Source organism: Kitasatospora sp. NPDC023120 (assembly GCF_055560835.1).
In genome coordinates, this window is record NZ_JBVHHY010000006.1 from 209,085 (window position 1) to 227,203 (window position 18,119).

Below are 18,119 nucleotides of genomic sequence, written 5' to 3' on the forward strand. Positions count from 1 at the left end.
GCGCGCGTGGGGCACCGCGAAAGGGGAGGTCACTGCCCCTGCAGTCTTTCACGACCGCCGGATGCCGGTTCCCCGGCCGCCGGAGCCGGGGGCGCCTCCTAGTTCTTGCAGAGTCGGTCCAGCAGGTTGGCGGTGGCCCGCTGGATCCGTTCGTCGGTCAGTCCGGGGCGGCCCAGTGCGGGCGACCAGGCGAAGGTGCCGGCCGCGAAGACGTACGCGCCGCTCGGCGCCCGGTACAGCGAGGTCTCCTGGTAGCGGGTGCGTCCGGCCGGGTCCCGGTACGGCGAGTGCGCCAGCAGCACCCGCTCGACGTGCTCGGGCAGCGCCACCTTGGGGTAGTACCGGTCGGCCTCGCCCGCGACCAGTCCGGGCAGCTCGTCGCCCTCCTGCAGGCCGGTGCCGTCCCAGAGCCAGTGCGCGGTGTGCCGGGCGACCAGCGGGACGGGCGCGGCGACCCGGCCCGAGTACTGCACCCCGAGCAGGTGCTGCTCGGGCTCCCCCGCGTCCCGCCACAGCGCGCTGGGCACGCCGGACACGCCCGCGGCCGGGCTGCCGGGCGGGACCTTCTGCCGCTTGCGGCAGTTGAGCAGCCGGTTGGGCTCCCCGGAGGCGGCGGCGGTCAGCTCGACCCGCCAGTACATGGTGTTGGCGGAGAGGAACACCAGCGAGGTGCCGCCGTCCCTGGCCCGCTCGGCGGCACGGCGCATCGGCGCGGACCAGTACTCGTCGTGCCCCGGGAAGACCAGCGCCCGGTGCCGGGACGGGTCGACCAGGCCGGCGTGCAGGTCGGTGGCGGTGGCGTAGGAGAGGTCGTAGCCGTAGCGCTCGGCCCAGCGGATGAAGTCGTACGCGTGGCCGACGTGCAGCGGCAGCCCGGCGGTGGCGTGCGGGCGGTCGAAGGAGACCGTGACGGCCGCCTCCGGCTCGCCGACCAGCCCGCCCCGGCCGTCCCAGGCGTGGTACAGGCTGGCGCCGGTGCGACCGTCCTCGGGGAACAGGTTGTACGCCTGCCAGGTCACGTCCGGGAGCACCAGGAGCAGCTCGGCGGTGCGCTCCTGTTCCTCGAAGTCCCGCACGGTGAAAGGGATGTGGCTGCGGTGCAGCAGGTCCGCGGTGGTCAGCACGGCGACGTACGCGCCGGGCTTCCAGTGCGCCGGGACCTGCAGCCGCCAGGAGTGCCACCAGTGGTGGCAGGAGACCGTCCGGTCGACCACCAGCGGGGCGGGTTGGGCGAGGCCGGAGATCGGCGGGCTGGAGGTGATGTGACGGGCGCCGTCGCCGCCGTAGTGGCCGATCCGGTAGACGTCCACGGTGAACTCGCGGGGCGGGTTGACGGTGACCCGGAAGTCGACCGAGCCGCCGGGGCGGATCACCCCCGCCGAGGCGAAGCCCTTGATCTGCTGGTCCACGTCGTTGGAGCTCTGCGGGGTGCCGACCGGCGGCTTGGGCCGGGTGCCGGCGGTCAGCGGCTGCTGTCCGGGCGCGTCCACCGAGACGTACCAGGGGACGGCGCCCTCCGCGCCGGCCAGGTACTGGTCCGGGCTGCGCAGCCAGGGCAGCGGGCCCTGGCCGAAGGGGTCGGAGACGCTGTAGGCATGCGTTCCGGACTCCCAGCGGCGGTTGAGTTCGGTGCCCACGCGCCCCTCCAGGTGCACTTCCGCCCGGTTGGCACGTGCCCCCCGGATGTGCGTGCGGTCTAATACACCACAGAGTGCTGGCACTCCGTCACCCTCCGGTGCCAATTGGTGCCGGGAATCTTGCCGCCCGGCCGGGGAGGGGCTCCGGCCTGCGGAGACGACCGGCGGCCGATCCGTCCGGGGGCGCGTGCGGGGGTGTCGAGCGCCGTCCCACCGGTCACAGCCGGACGGGTTTCTCCAATCGGACGTCGGCGGCGTCCAGCCAGGCGCGCAGCGGGCCGTCCTGGCCCTGCTCGACCGCCTGGGCGACCGGGCCGGCCAGGTCGGTGCGGCGGACCCCGCCGAGCAGCAGCACCGGGCCGTCCAGCCAGTCCAGGCCGGGGGCGGCGCCCGCGGTGTCCGCGGCCGCGCAGCAGACCATCGCGGTGACGTGGTCGACCAGCAGGTCGCGGCCGGTGCGGTCGGGTTCGAGCAGCGGGGCCGGGGCGGTGGTGCGGGCCAGCTGGGCGGCGAGCGCGGCGGCCAGCTGCTCGCCGTCGCCCTCGGCGAGCCGGACCAGCAGCCGGGTGAGGGTCGCGGCGCCGGGACGGGACTGCGGGGCGAGCCGGTCCAGGGCGGACTGCAGGGCGGCGGCACCCGCCCGCCACCCGGCGTCCACCACCTCGGCCGGGTAGTCGGCCCACTCCAGCTCGTGCCAGGCACCGGCCGCCGGGCGGCCGAAGAACAGCTCGGCGGCGAGCCGGGAGACCGCCTGGTCGACGGTGCCGGGCTCCTCCAGCAGGTCGCAGGCGGGGCGGTCGCCGAGCCGGCTGCCGTAGCCCTCGGCGAGCCGGTCGCGGCGGGACAGCTCGGTGAGGGCGGCGACCACGCCGGCGTTGAGGTGGGCGGGGTGGCGGCCGAGCCGCCAGGCGGGCAGCGCGACCCGGGTGAGCAGCCGGTCCCAGCCGGCGTAGGCGAGTCCGACCTGCTCCTGGGCGGCGATCCGCAGACCGTAGTCGACCGTCCTGGCCTGCTCGGAGGCCCAGCTCGCGACCGAGCGCTCCAGTTCGGCGGAGTGGCCGCGGCAGGCGCCGAGCAGCCGGCGGGTGATCCGGCGGGTGACCCGGTCGGCGAGTGCGGCCGGGCCGCGCCGGGGCGGTCGCGGCGGGGCGGCCAGGGTGCCGCCGCCGAGGCCGGGGGCCGCGCCCCGCCCGGAGTCCAGGCAGGCGTCCAGGCTGCGCAGGAAGCGGCGGGCGGCGGCGATGTCCGGATCGGCGGAGGCGGCGGTGCCGGCCACCACGGGGGCGAGCAGGGCGCGCAGCTCGCCGGCCCGCATCCACCAGAGGAAGGGCGAGCCGATCACCAGCACCGGGGCGGGCAGCTCGGGGTGCGGGCGCAGCGGGTGCGGGCGCAGCGGGTGCGTCCTGCGGGGCGGCGGGACGTCCTCCAGCCAGCTGTCGCAGTCCGGGGTGAGGGCGACCGCGGAGGGCGCGGGGACGTCCAGCCGGTCCGCCAGCTCGCCGATCAGTCGGTACAGCTCGGGGGCCTCGGCGCGGTCCAGCGGGACGGCGGGAGTCCGGGGCGGCTCGGCCCGACGCAGGGCGCGGGCGGTCAGCCCGGCGACCAGCAGGGTCAGCGCGGCGACGCCGCAGACCACCCAGCGGGCGGCGTCCCAGCCGGCCGCGTCGGCGGCCCCGGGCGCGCCGATCCGGCCGGTGAACCGGCCCGCGAGCAGGACCACCGCCACGGCGGCGGGCAGGACGCCGGCGGCCAGGGCGAGGCCTCGGACCCGCAGGACCGCGTGGGCGTGAGCGCGCGCGGTGTCGACAGCGGCCATACGGTGCGGCACCCCCTTCGGAGCCCTCGGGCGCCCGGTACGGGCCCTGAGCCGACTCGAGACGATCGGTTCCGACCGGGAAGCGGAGGCGTCCGATCCCGGTAGTGCATGCTGCGTGGCGCTACTGACATTTTCGACGCCCCGGTCCGGGTGGTCGTTCCGGATCGCCCCGGTTTCCACTCGTCCCGGTGACGCCGCCCGGATTCCGGACGCCTGCGACCGGTCCGGTGCGAAGCACCCGGTGACCGCCCGGCCGGACGCCGTCCAGCATCCCCCCGCGGAACCGCCGCTACCCGGCGGCGACCCCGGCGCGCGGGCCCCACGCGCTGCGATCCAGCGCACCATAAGGCCGGGCGCACCGCTACGTCAGCCGGATGCGGGTGCTGTCACCCGATGGGCTGGAATCCGTCGACCGAACGGTGTGTCCTCCCCCGGAGCCACTCCGGCTGTGAAACGCCGAGGGCGCTGCGCCCATGGGGGTTGATTCCCACGGTCCGCAGCGCCCTCGGAGCAGCCTCGGTACGGCCTCGTAGCGGCCTAACTTCCCTACGCGGTGGCCGCCTTCAGGGCGATGTCGGTGCGGTGCTGGCCGCCCTTGAGGGAGATCCGGTCCACCGCGGTGTACGCGCGCTCGCGCGCCTCGGCCAGGTCGGCGCCGGTCGCGGTGACCGACAGGACGCGGCCGCCGGCGCTCAGCACCTGCCCGTCCTCGCCCGACTTCGTCCCGGCGTGCAGCACGAACGCGGTGCCGTCCGCCTCGGCCTCGGCCAGGCCCTCGATCGGGTCGCCGGTGCGCGGTGCGGCCGGGTAGCCCTCGGAGGCGACGACCACGGTGACGGCCGCGCCCTCGTCCCAGCGCAGCGGCTCCAGCTGGTCCAGGGTGCCGGTGGCGGAGGCCAGCAGCAGGCCGGCCAGCGGGGTACGCAGCCGGGCCAGCACGACCTGGGTCTCCGGGTCGCCGAAGCGGGCGTTGAACTCGATCACCCGGGTGCCGCGCGAGGTGAGCGCCAGGCCCGCGTACAGCAGGCCGGAGAACTCGGTGCCGCGGCGGCGCAGCTCGTCCACGGTGGGCTGCAGGACGGTCTCCAGGACCTCCTCGACCAGCCCGGCGGGTGCCCACGGCAGCGGCGAGTAGGCACCCATGCCGCCGGTGTTGGGGCCCTCGTCGCCGTCCAGGGCGCGCTTGAAGTCCTGCGCGGGCTGCAGCGGGACGACGGTGGTGCCGTCGGTGATCGCGAAGAGCGAGACCTCGGGGCCGTCCAGGTACTCCTCGATGACCACGCGCTCGCAGGAGGCGGCGTGGGCCAGCGCGGCCTCGCGGTCGGAGGTGACCACGACGCCCTTGCCGGCGGCCAGCCCGTCGTCCTTGACCACGTACGGGGCGCCGAAGGCGTCCAGCGCCTCGGCGGCCTCGGCGGCGGTGGTGCAGACGTAGGAGCGGGCGGTGGGGACGCCGGCGGCGGCCATCACGTCCTTGGCGAAGGCCTTGGAGCCTTCCAGCTGCGCGGCGGCGCCGGACGGGCCGAAGACCGGGATGCCGGCCGCGCGCACCGCGTCGGACACGCCGGCGACCAGCGGGGCCTCCGGGCCGACCACCACCAGGGCGGCACCGAGCCGCTCGGCCAGCGCGGTGACCTGGGCACCGTCGAGCTGGTCGACCGGGTGGACCGTCGCCACCTGTGCGATCCCGGCGTTGCCCGGGGCACAGTGCAGCTCGGTCACGGCGGGATCTTGGGACAGAGAGCGGCACAGGGCGTGTTCGCGGGCGCCGCCGCCGATGACGAGGACCTTCACGCCTCGCAAGCGTAGTCGGTGGCCCGTTCCGGCCGCTCTCCGGTCCCGTCGGATCGTCCAGGAGAACAGATCCGTACGCCGACGATGCCGGAGGATCCTCCAAGTCCGGAGGGCGCCGGTGGGCGGTCGGTGTCCGGGTCACGACCAAGGGTCACCGGGCCCTCGCTCGGACGGGTGAAATCCCGCCGCCCCCCGCAACCCGCTCACCTCGGGTTCCGGTGGCCCAACCCGGTAACGATCACCCGGGAAGCGCCCCCACGGTCAGCCATTTGGCGGTAAGAAGTGCTGTTGGACAACCACCGGCAGACGCCACGTCAGCCGATGCGCCGACAGACCCAGCCGCCCGCCCGCCACAGGGAGCCCCACAGGTGAGCCAGCCGGAAATGCAGCCCGAGGAGAGTGCCTGGGGCAAGGAGATCGGCGAGGAGGACCCGCCCGCCGCCGCCGTGGTCCGGCGGGCCTCCACCCGTCATCACACCGATCTGAGCACCCGCCAGTTCCCCCTCGGGGACTGGGGCGAGCCGGCCGAGCGGCTGGAGGAGCTCTACCGCTGGTCCGAGGAACGGGCGGTCGAGGCGATCGAGTGGTACCGCCGGGACCGGGTCTGGAAGCGCCGCTGGGCCCGCCTGCTGCGGTTCGGCTCGGCCGGCTTCGCGGTGGGCGGGGTGACCGCCCCGCTGGTCGACCTGGCCGGCAGCTTCGCGCACGGCACCAGCTGGGGCTACGTCGCCCTGGCGCTCTCCGCGGCCTGCTACGGCGCCGACCGGGCCTTCGGCCTCACCTCCGGCTGGATGCGGGACGTCTCCACCGGGCAGGCCCTGCAACGCCGCCTGGAGGCCTTCCAGTTCGACTGGGCGTCGGAGTGCGTGCGCGAGGTGCTCGGCCCGACCGAGGGCACCGCCGGCGAGGCCGCCGAGCGCTGCCTGGGCGTGCTGCGCCGGTTCTGCGAGGACGTCTCGGACATGGTCCGCACCGAGACCTCGGAGTGGATGCTGGAGTTCCGCGCCTCGATGACCCAGCTGCCCACCCAGGCCCCCGGCAGCTGGGGCGGGCGCTCCGAGCCGGGGATGAGCGCCCAGGTGCGGGTGCTGCCGCCGCCGGGCACCCGGCCCACCATGCCGCGCCAGCGGCCGCCGGAGGGTCCGCTGCGGTAGCGGCCGGGCGGTACGGCCGGGGCTGCCGGAGCTGCCGGGGGCCGCTACGGGCTAGGCGAAGACGATCATCGACCCCTGGGCGACGCTCCTGGTCGCCGCCGCGTACAGGCCCGACCAGGCGTGCCGCTCCCGGGCGAAGGGGTGCACGTCGTCGATGGGCGGTCCGAACGGCTGCTCCAGACCGGTCGGGCCGAGCGGCCTGGTCGGGTCCGGCGGGTTGAGCGGGTCGATGCCCAGCACCGGCGCCACGGCCTGCAGTTCGCGCAGCAGTCCGTGGCTGGAGCCGAGCGGACCGCCGGAGGCGAGCAGGGTGTCGTCCACCAGCGGCATCGCGAAGTCGATCGGCACGTACGCGCCCGCGTGGTCGAAGTGCCAGACCAGGTGGGACTGTTCGGCGCTGCTCTCGAACATCTCCAGCAGCTGCTCGTAGTCGCCGCCGAGCGCGTCGACCGGGGTGATCTCCAGTCCGGTGAGGCCCAGCAGGTAGGCGCGGCGCAGGAAGTGCAGCGAGTCGTAGTCGAAGGCGGCTATCGGCTCGACCGCTCCGCTGATCCCCGGGACGTACTCGTAGACCGGCACCTCGGGCAGCCCGCGCGAGGTCAACACCGCGTTGTAGAGGGCTAGATCGTCCCGGAAGGGGTTGTCGGGGCTGTGGCTCAGCACGTCCACCAGCGGGACGAGCCAGAGGTCGCAGGCCATGGCCGGCAGTTCCTCTCCGGGCGGTGGGGGATCGCCCGCGGGGCGGGACGACGACGGGGGCGGAGTCGGTATCCGGACGGCCCTTCGCGGGCGCCCGGTCCGACGCCCGCCAACCCTACCGGCCCGGGGCGGCGTGCGGGTCGGGCCGTCCCCGCGGGGCCTCGGGGGGCGCCGCGGGCAGCCGCCGGCCGAACCGGCCGTACGGAACCGAGCGGGGCTGCGGCACCAGTCCGAGGCCCAGCCCCAGCTCACGGCCCAGTTCCCGGCCGACCTCGTCGCCGCGCGGCGGACGCCCGCCGCGGGCCGCGCCGGGCTCGGCGGCGGAGCCCGGCGCGGTCTCGGGCGCGGTCGCGGTCGCGGGCGCGATCCCGGTCGCGGTGCCGGTGCCGGGCCCGGTCTCGGGCGAGGGCTCCGGGACCGGTCGCGCGACGGGGGCGGACGCCGGCTCCGCTCCGGTGGTCTCGGCGAGCAGCCCGAGGACCGTCACCGACTCCAGCGGCTGCCCGGCCAGCTCGGCCAGCAGCCGGGCGGTGTCCAGGTTGTACTCGCAGATGATCCGGTGCGCGCCGGCCAGGTCGTGCGCCTCGATCGCCCCGACCAGGTCCACGTGGCGGTCCCAGCAGAGCCCGGCCAGGCTGGGCAGCTCCCGCAGGTAGGGGGCGGCGAACATCCAGGACTGCACCCGCAGCCAGTCCAGGTATTCGGCGATCCGGCGGTTGCCGAGCAACCCGGCGACCTCCTGCCAGAACCGGCGGTCGCAGCCCACCATGACGTCCAGGTTCCCGGCCCGGGCGGCCCGGATGGCCGCGTCGGCCCGGCGGTGCAGCGAGGGCAGCCGGCTGAGGTCGGGCAGGGCCCGGCGGGTGGCGAACTGGCGGTGGAAGCTGTCGGTGAGCAGGACCCTGGACTCGAAGATCTCCAGGAAGTCCTCCCAGCACAGCTCGGGCACCGTGAAGCCGCGGTGGTGCTCGGCCCGCAGCAGCCCCTGCGCGCCGAGGTCGACCAGCGCCTCGCGGGCCGGGGTCGCGGAGACGCCGTACAGCTCGGCGATCTCCTTGACGGTGAAGTTGCGGCCGGCCTCCAGGCGGCCGGCCATCATCTCCTCGCGCAGCGCGCCGGCGATCTGCTCGCGCAGGCTGTTTCGGTGGATGACGGGGCGGGGGGTGTCGCCTGCGCGGTTGCCAGCCATGGGCGCGACCTCCTCGGGCGGCCTACCGTGCCGGCCTTCGACGGACCGGCGGGAACACGACGAGTGCTCATCTTCTCAAACCCGCCCGGGCCAGGTCCGAACCAACCCTCCGGAAGACGCCGCCCCGCCGCCGCCCCTCAGCGCTGGACCGGCGCCGGGATCCCCAGCAGGCGGTCCCGCAGCACCGGGAACTCCTCGCGTGCCTTGGCCACCTCGGCCGGATCGAACTCGACCGTGAGCACCTCCTCGTCCGTCCCCGCCTCGGCCAGCACCCGGCCCCACGGGTCCACCACGATGCTGTGCCCGGCCTGCTCCACCCCGGCGTGCGTCCCGGCGGTGTTGCACGCCAGCACGAACGCCTGCTCCTCCACCGCCCGCGCCCGGGCCAGCAGCGTCCAGTGCTCGCGCCGCCGGGCCGGCCAGGCCGCCGGGACCACCAGCAGCTGCGCGCCCGAGTCCAGCAAGGCCCGGAACAGCTCCGGGAACCGCAGGTCGTAGCAGGTGGCCAGGCCCAGCGTGGCGAAGTCGGTGGGCGCGGTGACGATCTCCTGACCGGCGCCCATCACCACCGCCTCGCCGCTGTCGAAGCCGAAGCGGTGGATCTTGCGGTAGGTGTGCACCAGCTCGCCGTCCGGGGCGAACAGCAGCGAGGTGTTGTAGATCGGCCCGTCCGGGTCGCGTTCGACGATCGAACCGGCGTGCAGCCAGACCCCGGCCGCCCGGGCCGCGGTCGCCATCGCGTCCGAGGTGGGACCGTCCAGGCCCTCCGCGCCGTCCGACCAGAGGTCGTACGCGAAACCGCCGAGCGGCCACAGCTCCGGCAGCACCACCAGGTCGGCACCCCGCTGGGCCCGTACCAGTGCCGCCGCCCTGGCCCGCCGCTCGGCGGGCGGCTCGGCGTCGGAAACCGCGAGTTGGATCAATGAAGCGCGCACAGTACCACCGTCCACGACAAGAGACCTACGATCGTCACCCGAAAGCGCTGCCCAGCTGTCTCCGGGCAGCGTAACGTGCGGTTAGCGTGTGCGCCCGGAACCCGGACCAACCCGGCCGGCGGTGACAGCGGGGCACAGGCGGCAAGGAAGCTGACGGAGGGCCGGAGATTCCCGTGACGGACAACCAGACCGTGCAGGCTTACACCGAGGCGTGGACCCAGAGCATCGAGTCCATATCGGAGCTGGTCGCACCCCTTCCCGAGGGCTCCTGGAACCGGGCCACCGAGTGCCCCGGCTGGTCCGTCCGGGACGTCGTCTCGCACGTCATCGCGGTCGAGTCCGAGCTGCTCGGCGACCCCCGTCCGATCCACTCGCTGCCGCGTGACCTCCGTCACGTGACCACCGAGTTCGCCCGCTACGTCGAGCTGCCCGTCGACAAGCGCCGCTGCCACACCGCGCTGGAGATGACCAGCGAGCTGGAGTACACGATCATCCGCCGCTCCCGGGCGCTGCGGAACGCCAAGCAGACGCCCGACGAGCCGGTGCGCTGGCCGGCCGGCCCGCTCGCCAGGGACGTCCCGTACCACGAGCTGCTGCGGATGCGGGCGTTCGACGTCTGGGCCCACGAGCAGGACCTGCGCAGAGCCCTGGACGCCCCCGGCAACCTGGACTCCCCGGCCGCGCTGATCGCCCGAGACCTCCTGCTGGAGCTGCTGCCCAAGGCCGTCGCCAACAAGGCCGGCGCCCCGGCCGGCACGACCCTGGTGCTGGACGTCACCGGCCCGGTGGAGTTCCTGCGCACCGTCCGGGTGGACTCCACCGGCCACTGCACCGTGGACGAGTCCATCAGCCTGGCCCCCGACGTCCAGCTCACCATGGACTGGGAGACCTACCTCCGCCTCGCCTGCGGCCGCGGCCGCCCCGGCCCGGTGTCGGTCGAGGGCGACAAGGAGCTCGCCGAGCGGGTGCTCGCCAACTTCTCCGTCACCATCTGAGACTCACCGGCGCCCACCACCCGGCGTACACGCACCAACGCACGCCGGGTCGGCACCACTCGCGCATCCATACGTCAACACCGCACCAGCCACCTCACCTATTCGGCCTCGTTGTTCCGGGCAGTCCTGCCATCACCCGGAAGAAGGAGGGGCGTCCCGATGGACGACGAACAGGAACAGCAGGAACGGATGGTGCTGGTGCGGTCGAGCTTCCCGGTCACGGGGCAGCCGATCAGGGTCGTGATGATCGACGGGGAACCGTGGTTCGTCACGGCGGATGTGTGCCGAGTGCTGGGGCGCGGCAACGCGGCGCAGGCCGTGAAGGGGCTGGAGGGTCACCAGCACCGCACCGTCGACATGCGGTCCGTAACTGTCACCAAAAGTGATAGTCACGACGTTTCCGCAGGTCGGAAACTGTACAGCCACGCGAATCCGTACCTGCGCGTGATGAACGAAGGAGGTCTCTACACCCTGCTGATGCGGTCCAACAAGGCGTCCTCCAAACCTTTCCGGGACTGGGTCACCGAAGAGTTGCTCCCCTCCATCCGCCGAGGGGACACCGACATCCCCGCCCAGCGGCGGCGGATGGCGGAGACGCTGGCCGAGGCGATCGGGCAGCAGGTGGAGATCATCGCCGAACTCGATCGCGATGGTTGGCCTCAGGTCTACCTGCGCTCCGACGGGGCCGTGTACTGCAAGCACGGGGAGATGCTCTACGGCGTGCCGGCACGCGAGGACGACAGCGGCCCGCCCTTCGGCGGCTACTACTCCTGTCCGAGTGTCGAGCGCGTCGGCATCAGGGGTGGCACGGCCATCCCGCGGTGCTCGAAGGTCAAGATCGTGGATCTGGTCCGCATGCTCGTCGTGGCGCCCGCCCCGGTCCCCGTCGGTGACGGTCGGCTGACCGTGGAGCTGCACGGCGCGCGGATCTACGGGACAGCCCGGCAGATCTCGGACCTGATGCACGAGTACGGCCGCTGATTTCCCTGCGCATACCCTCAGACATTCTGAGGGTATGCGCGTTTCCGCAGGTCGGAAACGCTAGGCGGTGACCCTCCGCCGCAGCCGGAGGATCATCAGCGTCCCCACCGCCAGCGGGACGTACTGCCAGCAGAACGCCCAGCGGAAGGCATCGGCCGGGTAGCCGTCGGCGCCTTCCGGGGTGAGGGCGTCCAGCAGGACGCCGACGCCGAAGAGGGTGATCATCGTGCCGATGAAGCCGCCCATGTTGACGATGCCGGAGGCGGTGCCGAGCCGCTCCGCGGGGTTCCGTGAGCGCGCGTAGTCCAGGCCGACGAGCGAGGCCGGGCCGTTGCTGCCCATCACCAGGATGATCCCGACCAGCAGCCACATCGGTGGGTGCCCGCCGGGCCAGGCGAGCACCAGGGCCCAGCCGAGCCCGGTGGTGGCGATGACGGTGAGGACGATCGGCATCCTGGCCCGCGCGGTGCGGGAGAGCAGCCGGCCGAACAGGAAGCCGAAGCCCATGTTGCTGAGCACCAGCAGGGTCAGCAGTCCGCCCGCCTCCGCCCGGGTCATGCCCTGGGCCTGGACCAGGTAGGGCAGGCCCCAGAGCAGGCCGAAGGCGTTGCCGGGGAACTGGGTGGTGAAGTGGATCCAGAGCCCGAGCCGGGTGCCGGGTTCCCGCCAGCAGTCCAGGACCTGCCGACGGACCTTGGGCCGTTCCCGGTGTTCCACCGGCCGCACCGGGGCTTCGACAGCCGGCGACTCCTTGAGGAAGAGCGCGACCAGCGCGAACACCGCCACGCCGAGCAGGGCGGTCGCCGCGAAGGTGGGCGTCCAGCCCTCGCTGTGCAGCGCCTGGGCGAGCACCACGGTGGTGATCAGGTTGCCGCCCATCCCGGCCAGGCCGGTCAGCTGCGCCACGAACGGGTTCCGGGCCGGTGGGAACCAGCGGGCGGCGATCCGCAGCACGCTGATGAAGGTCATCGCGTCGCCGCAGCCGAGCACCGCCCGGGAGGCGAGCGCGGGGGCGAAGGAGGAGCTGAACGCGAAGGCCAGCTGGCCGGTGCTGAGCAGCAGGATGCCGAGCAGCAGTACCCGGCGCGGCCCGAACCGGTCGACCAGCAGGCCGACCGGGATCTGCATGGCCGCGTAGACCAGCACCTGGAGGATCGAGAAGGTGGAGAGGGCCGAGGCGCCGATGCCGAAGCGGTCGGCGGCATCCAGCCCGGCGACACCGAGGCTGGTGCGGTGGATGACCGCCAGGACGTAGACGCTGGCACCGACCGACCAGGCCAGCCAGGCCGCGCGGCCACCGGGCGGCACCGGCGCGGAGCCGGGCGCGGGGCCGGGGGCGGGTACGGCTACGGGGACGGGAGCGGAGGCGGACAGGGGCGCGGCGGAAGGGGCGGGCTCCACGGTCATAGTGCGACCAGGTTAGTCATCCCATGATGGGAGGCCCAGGGCGGGGTTCGGTCCTCCGGGGGGCGAACCCGCGACCCGTCGGCCCGGTGGATCCGCCGGTGCGCTACCCGGGCCCTCGCCCCAGGCAGCCCCAGTCGGCCCCAGCCCGCCCCAGCGGCCCCACCCGGCCCGGGACACCCTCAGCCGGTCAGCGTCCAGGACACCGACCGGGTCATGTACCGGTCCCGGAAGGCCTCGTCCCGTACCCAGTCGGTGGTGTCGCGGACGGTCGCGGTCACGGTGGCCGTCCGGCCCGGGGCCAGGTCCAGCCGCGCGGTGTCCAGCCAGGCGCCGTCGGCGGACTGCGGCGCCACCGGGACGCCGTCCACCTTCCACTCCACCTTCAGCTGCCGCGGCCCGGTCAGCGGCAGCGGCCGGACGTCGAGCCGGGGCCGCCCGGTCACCTCGCCGGGCGGCGGCAGCGGGGCGTCGGTCGGACGGACCTTGCGGTACAGCTCCTCGATGATCGCCTCGCGCGAGGGCAGGTTGTACGTGCTGCCCAGGGTGCGCATGACCGAGTCGGGGGTCGGCCGGTAGAGGCCGTTGGTGCTGCGGTACGCCCCGACGACGCCCGCGCCGTCCGGGGACTCGGCGCCGAGCCAGCGCCACCACTTGGTCTGCTTCTTGCGCATGTCGTCGGCGTTGAGGGTGGAGAGGTTCGGGTAGTCGGCGTCGTCCGGGGCGCTGTCGTACTCGTCGCCGAGGTCCCCCACGGTGTGTCCGATCTCGTGCTGGATGATCCGCCCGGCGTCCTGGCTGCCGCCCGCCAGGGTGGTCACCCCGGTGCCGCCGGCGCCGCCGTACTCCGTGGAGTTGGCCAGCGCGATCAGGTACTGCGGCCCGGCACCGTCGCCCGCGTAGCGGGCGGTGGCGGCCTCGTCGGCGCAGAGCAGCCGGGCGGTGCCCTCGCACCAGAAGTGCATGCCGAGCGGGGTGGCCGGGTTGCGGCCGCGGCTCTCGGTCTCGGCTATCCCGGAGACCGGGGAGACCACCTCGACCCGTCTTATGTTGAAGAAGCCCTGGTAGGTGCGGAAGGGCTCGATGTCCATCAGCGCGTGCCAGGCCCTGTCGGCCTGCTGTCGGAACTGGTCCTGCTCGTCGGCGGTGTAGCCGTCGCCGAGCAGGACCAGGGTGATCCGGTTGGCCGGGTCCCCGGTGCGGCGTATGTCGACGGTCGGGGCGGCGGCGGGTATCCGCTGGTCGGCGCGGACCGCGGTGTGCGGGGGCACCGCCCGGTCGGCCGGGGCACCCGGACCGATCACGCCGAAGGGCGAGGGGCCGGCCAGTTCCAGGGCGGCGGGCAGCAGGGCGGTGGACACCAGCACGAGCGCGGCCAGACTCCGGACGAGACGGCCAGGGTTGCCAGGCGGCATACGGGTGCGTCCTCGGGGCTCCGGTCACCCGGCGTCGCCCGGGTGGTGGAGCGGAGACGTACCCGGACCGGCGTGTCGCCCCCACGGGCGGACGCAAATGTCACCGACCTGGCCGAACGATCCACATCCTCCCTGTCATGCGGGTCATACATGTCATACCAACCACGCCCCCGCTCAGGTCCTCCGGAAACCCAGCACCAGATGGGTGCCGAGACCGAAGAGCAGTCCCCAGAAGGCGGAGCCGATCCCGAACAGGCTCATCCCCGAGGCGCTCGCCAGGAAGGTCACCACCGCGGCGTCCCGTCCGCGCTCCTCCGCGACCGCCGCCGCCAGGCTGCCCTGCAGCGAGGCCAGCAGCGCGACCCCGGCGATCACCGCGATCAGCTCCTTCGGCAGCCCGGTGAACAGGCTCACCAGCACCCCGCCGAAGCTGCCCACCAGGACGTACAGCACGCCCGAGGACATCCCCGCGACGTACCGGCGGCGCGGGTCCGGGTGGGCCTCCGGGCCCGCGCAGATCGCCGCGGTGATCGCCGCCAGGTTCACCCCGGGCGAGCCGAACGGTGCCATCAGCATCGACACCACGCCGGTCGAGCCGATCAGCAGCCGGTCGTCCGCCCGGTAGCCGGAGGCCCGCATCACCCCGAGGCCGGGGGCGTTCTGCGAGGCCAGCGCGACGATCGTGAGCGGCAGGGCCAGCCCCACCAGGGCCGACCCGGAGAACGCCGGCACCGTCAGCACCGGCACGGTGGGCCCGCCCGTACCCAGGTGCAGCGGCAGTCCGACGGTCAGCGCCGCCAGCACCCCGCCGACCAGCAGCGCGACCGGTACGGCGTACCGCGGCGCGAGGCGCTTGGCCAGCAGGAAGGCCGCGAAGCTGCCCACCACGAGCACCGGCGCGCTGTGCACGGCGCCGAAGATCCCGGCGCCGAAGGAGAACAGGATGCCCGCGAGCATCGCGTTCACGATCCCCACCGGCACCGCCGCGATCAGCCGCCCGAACCAGCCGGTGACCCCGAACAGCGTCACCACCACCGCGCTCACCAGGAACGCCCCGACCGCCTCCCGGTACGGGTAGTCGCCCAGGCTGGTCACCAGCAGCGCGGCGCCCGGGGTGGACCAGGCGGTGATCACCGGCGTCCGGGTCCACCAGCTCAGCGCGAAGCCGCTCACCCCGCTGCCGATCGCCACCGCCCAGATCCAGGACGCGGTGTGCGCGGTGTCCAGCCGTCCGGCGGCGGCCGCCGCGAGCACCACCACCAGCGGTCCCGAGAAGGACACCGCGACGCACACCAGCCCCGCCAGCAGCGCCGGGCCCGATGCGTCCCGCCGCAGGGACCGATGCTCCCCGCCCCTGACCGGTGTCGTCTCCGGTCTGATCGTCAGCTCATCCGTCATCCCGGCAGTATCCCGAAGCAACCCTCCGAAGACTCCCGAAAAAAGTTTTGAAACCACCTGCAACCCCCTGCGGGGATGCGCGTCTATACGGATGAAGGCACGGAGAGCGAGACCGGCAGAGCCGGGGGGCGCTTCCCCTCAGGAGGAGCGGGGCCGGTCGTCTTCACCAAACACACCGTCAGTCACATGACCCTGGGGAGTCACGTCATGCGCACGTCCGTTATCACCCGTTTTGCGAAGAACGACCGCGCTTTCACCGCCCGCCGCGGCCTCGCTGCCCTCGCCACCACCGTCGTCCTCGCCGGCGGCGTCCAGGTCCTCGGCACCGCCGACGCCTGGGCCTGCGGCGACGCGGTCGGCGACACCGCCGCCGTCACCGCCCCGGCCACCACACCGGCCAAGCACAACGGCACCTACCAGTCCGGCTTCCACATGACCCCGGACGGCCAGACCATCACCGCGGGCGGCCCCAAGGTCGAGATCGGCGTCGGCGTCACCAACTTCACCGGCGCCCCGTACCAGAACGTCTCCGCGGCGCTCGCGCTGTTCAACCCGAAGTCCGGCGGCCTCCGGACCCAGGACCTCACGGTCGAGGTCATGAGCGGCGGCGCCTGGAAGCCGGTCGCCCTCCGGCACGGCTGCGACCCGACGCTCTTCACCGTCAACTCCCCCGCCACCACCACCGCGCGCCTGGAGAACGGCCGGGCCGCCAACGTCATGTTCCGGGTGGGCCTCTCCGCGAAGGCGCCGAAGGACATGACCGAGCTCCAGATCGGCACGCTCGCCGGGGCCCCCGGTTTCCCGGACGAGTCCGGCGAGCAGCACACCTTCCACGTGGCCCACACCGCCGCCCCCGCGAAGCCGACCACGCCAGCCAAGCCGACCGCGCCGGCCAAGGAGACCAAGAAGGCCGAGCCCGCCGCCGACAGGACCCCCGCCAAGGCCGCCGAGCCCGTCAAGGCGCCCGCCGCCGCGCCGGCCACGCCCGCCGCCGCCCCCGTCGCCGCGCCCGGCACCGCTCCGGCCACCACCGCGCCCGCCGGCACCCCCGAGCTGGCGCAGACCGGCGCCTCGTCCACCAACACCTTCCTCGCCCTCTCCTCCGCCGCGCTCCTCGCTCTCGGCGCGGGCGTCCTGATCGCCGTCCGTCGACTCCGTCCCCGGCGCTGACCGACGGACGGGCACGAAAGAAGGGCCCTCCTCCTCCGCACGCCGGTGCGGAGGAGGAGGGCCCCTTCTTCGTTCTCAGGACTTCCCGGGCGTCAGCCCCAGGTGATCAGGCGCTTCGGGTGCTCCAGCAGCGCGGCCACGTCGGCCAGCACCTTGGAGCCCAGCTCCCCGTCCACCAGGCGGTGGTCGAAGGAGAGCGCCAGCGTGGTCACCTGACGCGGGACCACCTTGCCCTTGTGCACCCACGGCAGTTCCCGGACCGCGCCGAAGGCGAGGATGGCGGCCTCGCCCGGGTTGAGGATCGGGGTGCCGGTGTCGACGCCGAAGACGCCGACGTTGGTGATGGTGATCGTCCCGCCCTGCATGTCAGCCGGCGAGGTCTTGCCCTGGCGGGCGGTCTCGACCAGCTCGCCGAGCGAAACGGCCAGCCCCGACAGGGTCTTGGACCCGGCGTCCTTGATGTTCGGGACGATCAGGCCGCGCGGGGTGGCCGCGGCGATGCCGAGGTTCACGTGGCCCCTGATGACGATCTCCTGGGCCGCCTCGTCCCACTGCGCGTTGATCTCGGGGTGCCGCTTGACCGCGGTGAGCAGCGCCTTGGCGACCAGCAGCAACGGGCTCACCCGGACGTCCCGGCCCAGCTCGCCGCTCTCCTTGAGGCGGCGGACGAACTTCATCGTGCGGGTCACGTCGACCTGGACGAACTCGGTGACGTGCGGGGCGGTGAAGGCCGAGGCCACCATCGCCTGCGCGGTCGCCTTGCGGACGCCCTTGATCGGCACCCGGACGTCGCCCGCGACGGACACCGGCACCGCGACCGGCTCGGCCGCGACGGCCACGGCGGCCTCCGTCACCGGGGCGGCGGGAGCGGCGGGAGCGGCCTGGGCCGTGGCGTACGCGTGCACGTCCTCGCGGGTGATCACACCGCCCGGACCGGTCGGGGCCACCGCGCGCAGGTCGACGCCCAGGTCCTTGGCCAGCTTGCGCACCGGCGGCTTCGCCAGCGGCCGCTCCCCGGCGGGGGCTTCGGCCACCGGCGCCGGAGCAGCCGGAGCAACCGGGGCGGGCGCGACCGGAGCCGCAGCCGGCTTCGTCGCGGCGACCGTGGTGGTGGTCGTCCGCCGGGCCCGGCGCTGGCTGCCGCCGGTGCGCGGGCCGTACCCGACCAGCACCTCGCGGCGCTCCGGCTCGGGCTCCTCGGCGGGAGCCGGAGCGGCCGGAGCCGCAGCGGCAGGGGCGGCCGGAGCCGCGGCCCCCGTCTCCCCGGCGACCGCGACGGAAATGATCACGGTGCCGACGTCGACCGTCGTGCCCTCGGGGAAGTGCAGCTGCTCGACCACCCCGTTGAACGGGATGGGCAGCTCCACCGCCGCCTTGGCGGTCTCCACCTCGCAGACGACCTGCCCGTCGGTGACGGTGTCACCGGGCTTGACGTACCAGCTGAGGATCTCGGCCTCGGTGAGGCCCTCGCCCACGTCGGGCATCTTGAACTCGCGGAGCGAGCGAACTTCGGTGGTCATCTTCGCTCCCCG

Annotated in this window: 14 protein-coding genes; 4 read left to right on the forward strand and 10 right to left on the reverse strand. The window is 74.0% G+C overall.

Translation table 11 applies throughout. The features are described from left to right. Window positions 1-98: 98 nt before the first annotated feature. The 3 genes from ACZ3TI_RS11440 to purD all read right to left on the reverse strand — a co-directional run bounded on the left by ACZ3TI_RS11440 (window position 99) and on the right by purD (window position 5,247). On the reverse strand, window positions 99-1,637 hold the full coding sequence (locus tag ACZ3TI_RS11440; protein WP_465725846.1) for a N,N-dimethylformamidase beta subunit family domain-containing protein: 1,539 nt from the start codon (window positions 1,635-1,637) through the stop codon (window positions 99-101). Between the two features lie 217 nt (window positions 1,638-1,854). After that, window positions 1,855-3,453 (reverse strand): hypothetical protein, encoded by a 1,599-nt coding sequence (locus ACZ3TI_RS11445; RefSeq protein WP_465725848.1) that lies wholly within the window; start codon window positions 3,451-3,453, stop codon window positions 1,855-1,857. A 546-nt stretch (window positions 3,454-3,999) separates the two neighbouring features. Continuing rightward, window positions 4,000-5,247, reverse strand: a complete 1,248-nt coding sequence (purD, locus tag ACZ3TI_RS11450; RefSeq protein WP_465725850.1) for a phosphoribosylamine--glycine ligase — start codon at window positions 5,245-5,247, stop codon at window positions 4,000-4,002. 368 nt (window positions 5,248-5,615) lie between these two features. Between purD and ACZ3TI_RS11455 the strand changes: the two genes are divergently transcribed. Further along, window positions 5,616-6,401, forward strand: a complete 786-nt coding sequence (locus ACZ3TI_RS11455; RefSeq protein WP_465725852.1) for an SLATT domain-containing protein — start codon at window positions 5,616-5,618, stop codon at window positions 6,399-6,401. Between the two features lie 51 nt (window positions 6,402-6,452). Here ACZ3TI_RS11455 and ACZ3TI_RS11460 read toward each other — a convergent pair whose 3' ends face one another. The 3 genes from ACZ3TI_RS11460 to ACZ3TI_RS11470 form a co-directional block, all read right to left on the reverse strand. Next, on the reverse strand, window positions 6,453-7,100 hold the full coding sequence (locus tag ACZ3TI_RS11460; RefSeq protein WP_465725854.1) for a hypothetical protein: 648 nt from the start codon (window positions 7,098-7,100) through the stop codon (window positions 6,453-6,455). Window positions 7,101-7,215: 115 nt separating this feature from the next. Continuing rightward, window positions 7,216-8,289, reverse strand: a complete 1,074-nt coding sequence (locus ACZ3TI_RS11465) for a GntR family transcriptional regulator (RefSeq protein WP_465725856.1) — start codon at window positions 8,287-8,289, stop codon at window positions 7,216-7,218. Between the two features lie 137 nt (window positions 8,290-8,426). Then, window positions 8,427-9,224 carry a carbon-nitrogen family hydrolase gene (locus ACZ3TI_RS11470; protein ID WP_465725857.1) on the reverse strand — a complete coding sequence of 266 codons (798 nt, stop codon included), beginning with the start codon at window positions 9,222-9,224 and terminating at the stop codon, window positions 8,427-8,429. A gap of 173 nt (window positions 9,225-9,397) precedes the next feature. Between ACZ3TI_RS11470 and ACZ3TI_RS11475 the strand changes: the two genes are divergently transcribed. Both ACZ3TI_RS11475 and ACZ3TI_RS11480 read left to right on the forward strand, forming a co-directional pair. Then, window positions 9,398-10,219, forward strand: coding sequence for a maleylpyruvate isomerase family mycothiol-dependent enzyme (locus tag ACZ3TI_RS11475; RefSeq protein ID WP_465725859.1), 822 nt, complete (start codon window positions 9,398-9,400; stop codon window positions 10,217-10,219). A gap of 159 nt (window positions 10,220-10,378) precedes the next feature. Beyond that, window positions 10,379-11,200 (forward strand): BRO-N domain-containing protein, encoded by an 822-nt coding sequence (locus ACZ3TI_RS11480; RefSeq protein WP_465725861.1) that lies wholly within the window; start codon window positions 10,379-10,381, stop codon window positions 11,198-11,200. A gap of 60 nt (window positions 11,201-11,260) precedes the next feature. On the opposite strand, the gene ACZ3TI_RS11485 is transcribed toward ACZ3TI_RS11480, so the two are convergent. From ACZ3TI_RS11485 to ACZ3TI_RS11495, 3 genes are all read right to left on the reverse strand, one after another. Further along, entirely contained in the window at window positions 11,261-12,574 is a 1,314-nt protein-coding gene (locus tag ACZ3TI_RS11485; protein WP_465726052.1) for an MFS transporter, read from the reverse strand. A 212-nt stretch (window positions 12,575-12,786) separates the two neighbouring features. Next, window positions 12,787-14,019 (reverse strand): M64 family metallopeptidase, encoded by a 1,233-nt coding sequence (locus ACZ3TI_RS11490; RefSeq protein WP_465725863.1) that lies wholly within the window; start codon window positions 14,017-14,019, stop codon window positions 12,787-12,789. A 174-nt stretch (window positions 14,020-14,193) separates the two neighbouring features. Beyond that, window positions 14,194-15,417, reverse strand: a complete 1,224-nt coding sequence (locus ACZ3TI_RS11495; protein ID WP_465725865.1) for a benzoate/H(+) symporter BenE family transporter — start codon at window positions 15,415-15,417, stop codon at window positions 14,194-14,196. 207 nt (window positions 15,418-15,624) lie between these two features. Between ACZ3TI_RS11495 and ACZ3TI_RS11500 the strand changes: the two genes are divergently transcribed. Next, window positions 15,625-16,587, forward strand: a complete 963-nt coding sequence (locus tag ACZ3TI_RS11500; protein ID WP_465725867.1) for an LPXTG cell wall anchor domain-containing protein — start codon at window positions 15,625-15,627, stop codon at window positions 16,585-16,587. A 92-nt stretch (window positions 16,588-16,679) separates the two neighbouring features. On the opposite strand, the gene ACZ3TI_RS11505 is transcribed toward ACZ3TI_RS11500, so the two are convergent. Continuing rightward, entirely contained in the window at window positions 16,680-18,107 is a 1,428-nt protein-coding gene (locus tag ACZ3TI_RS11505; protein ID WP_465725869.1) for a dihydrolipoamide acetyltransferase family protein, read from the reverse strand. Window positions 18,108-18,119 lie beyond the last annotated feature (12 nt).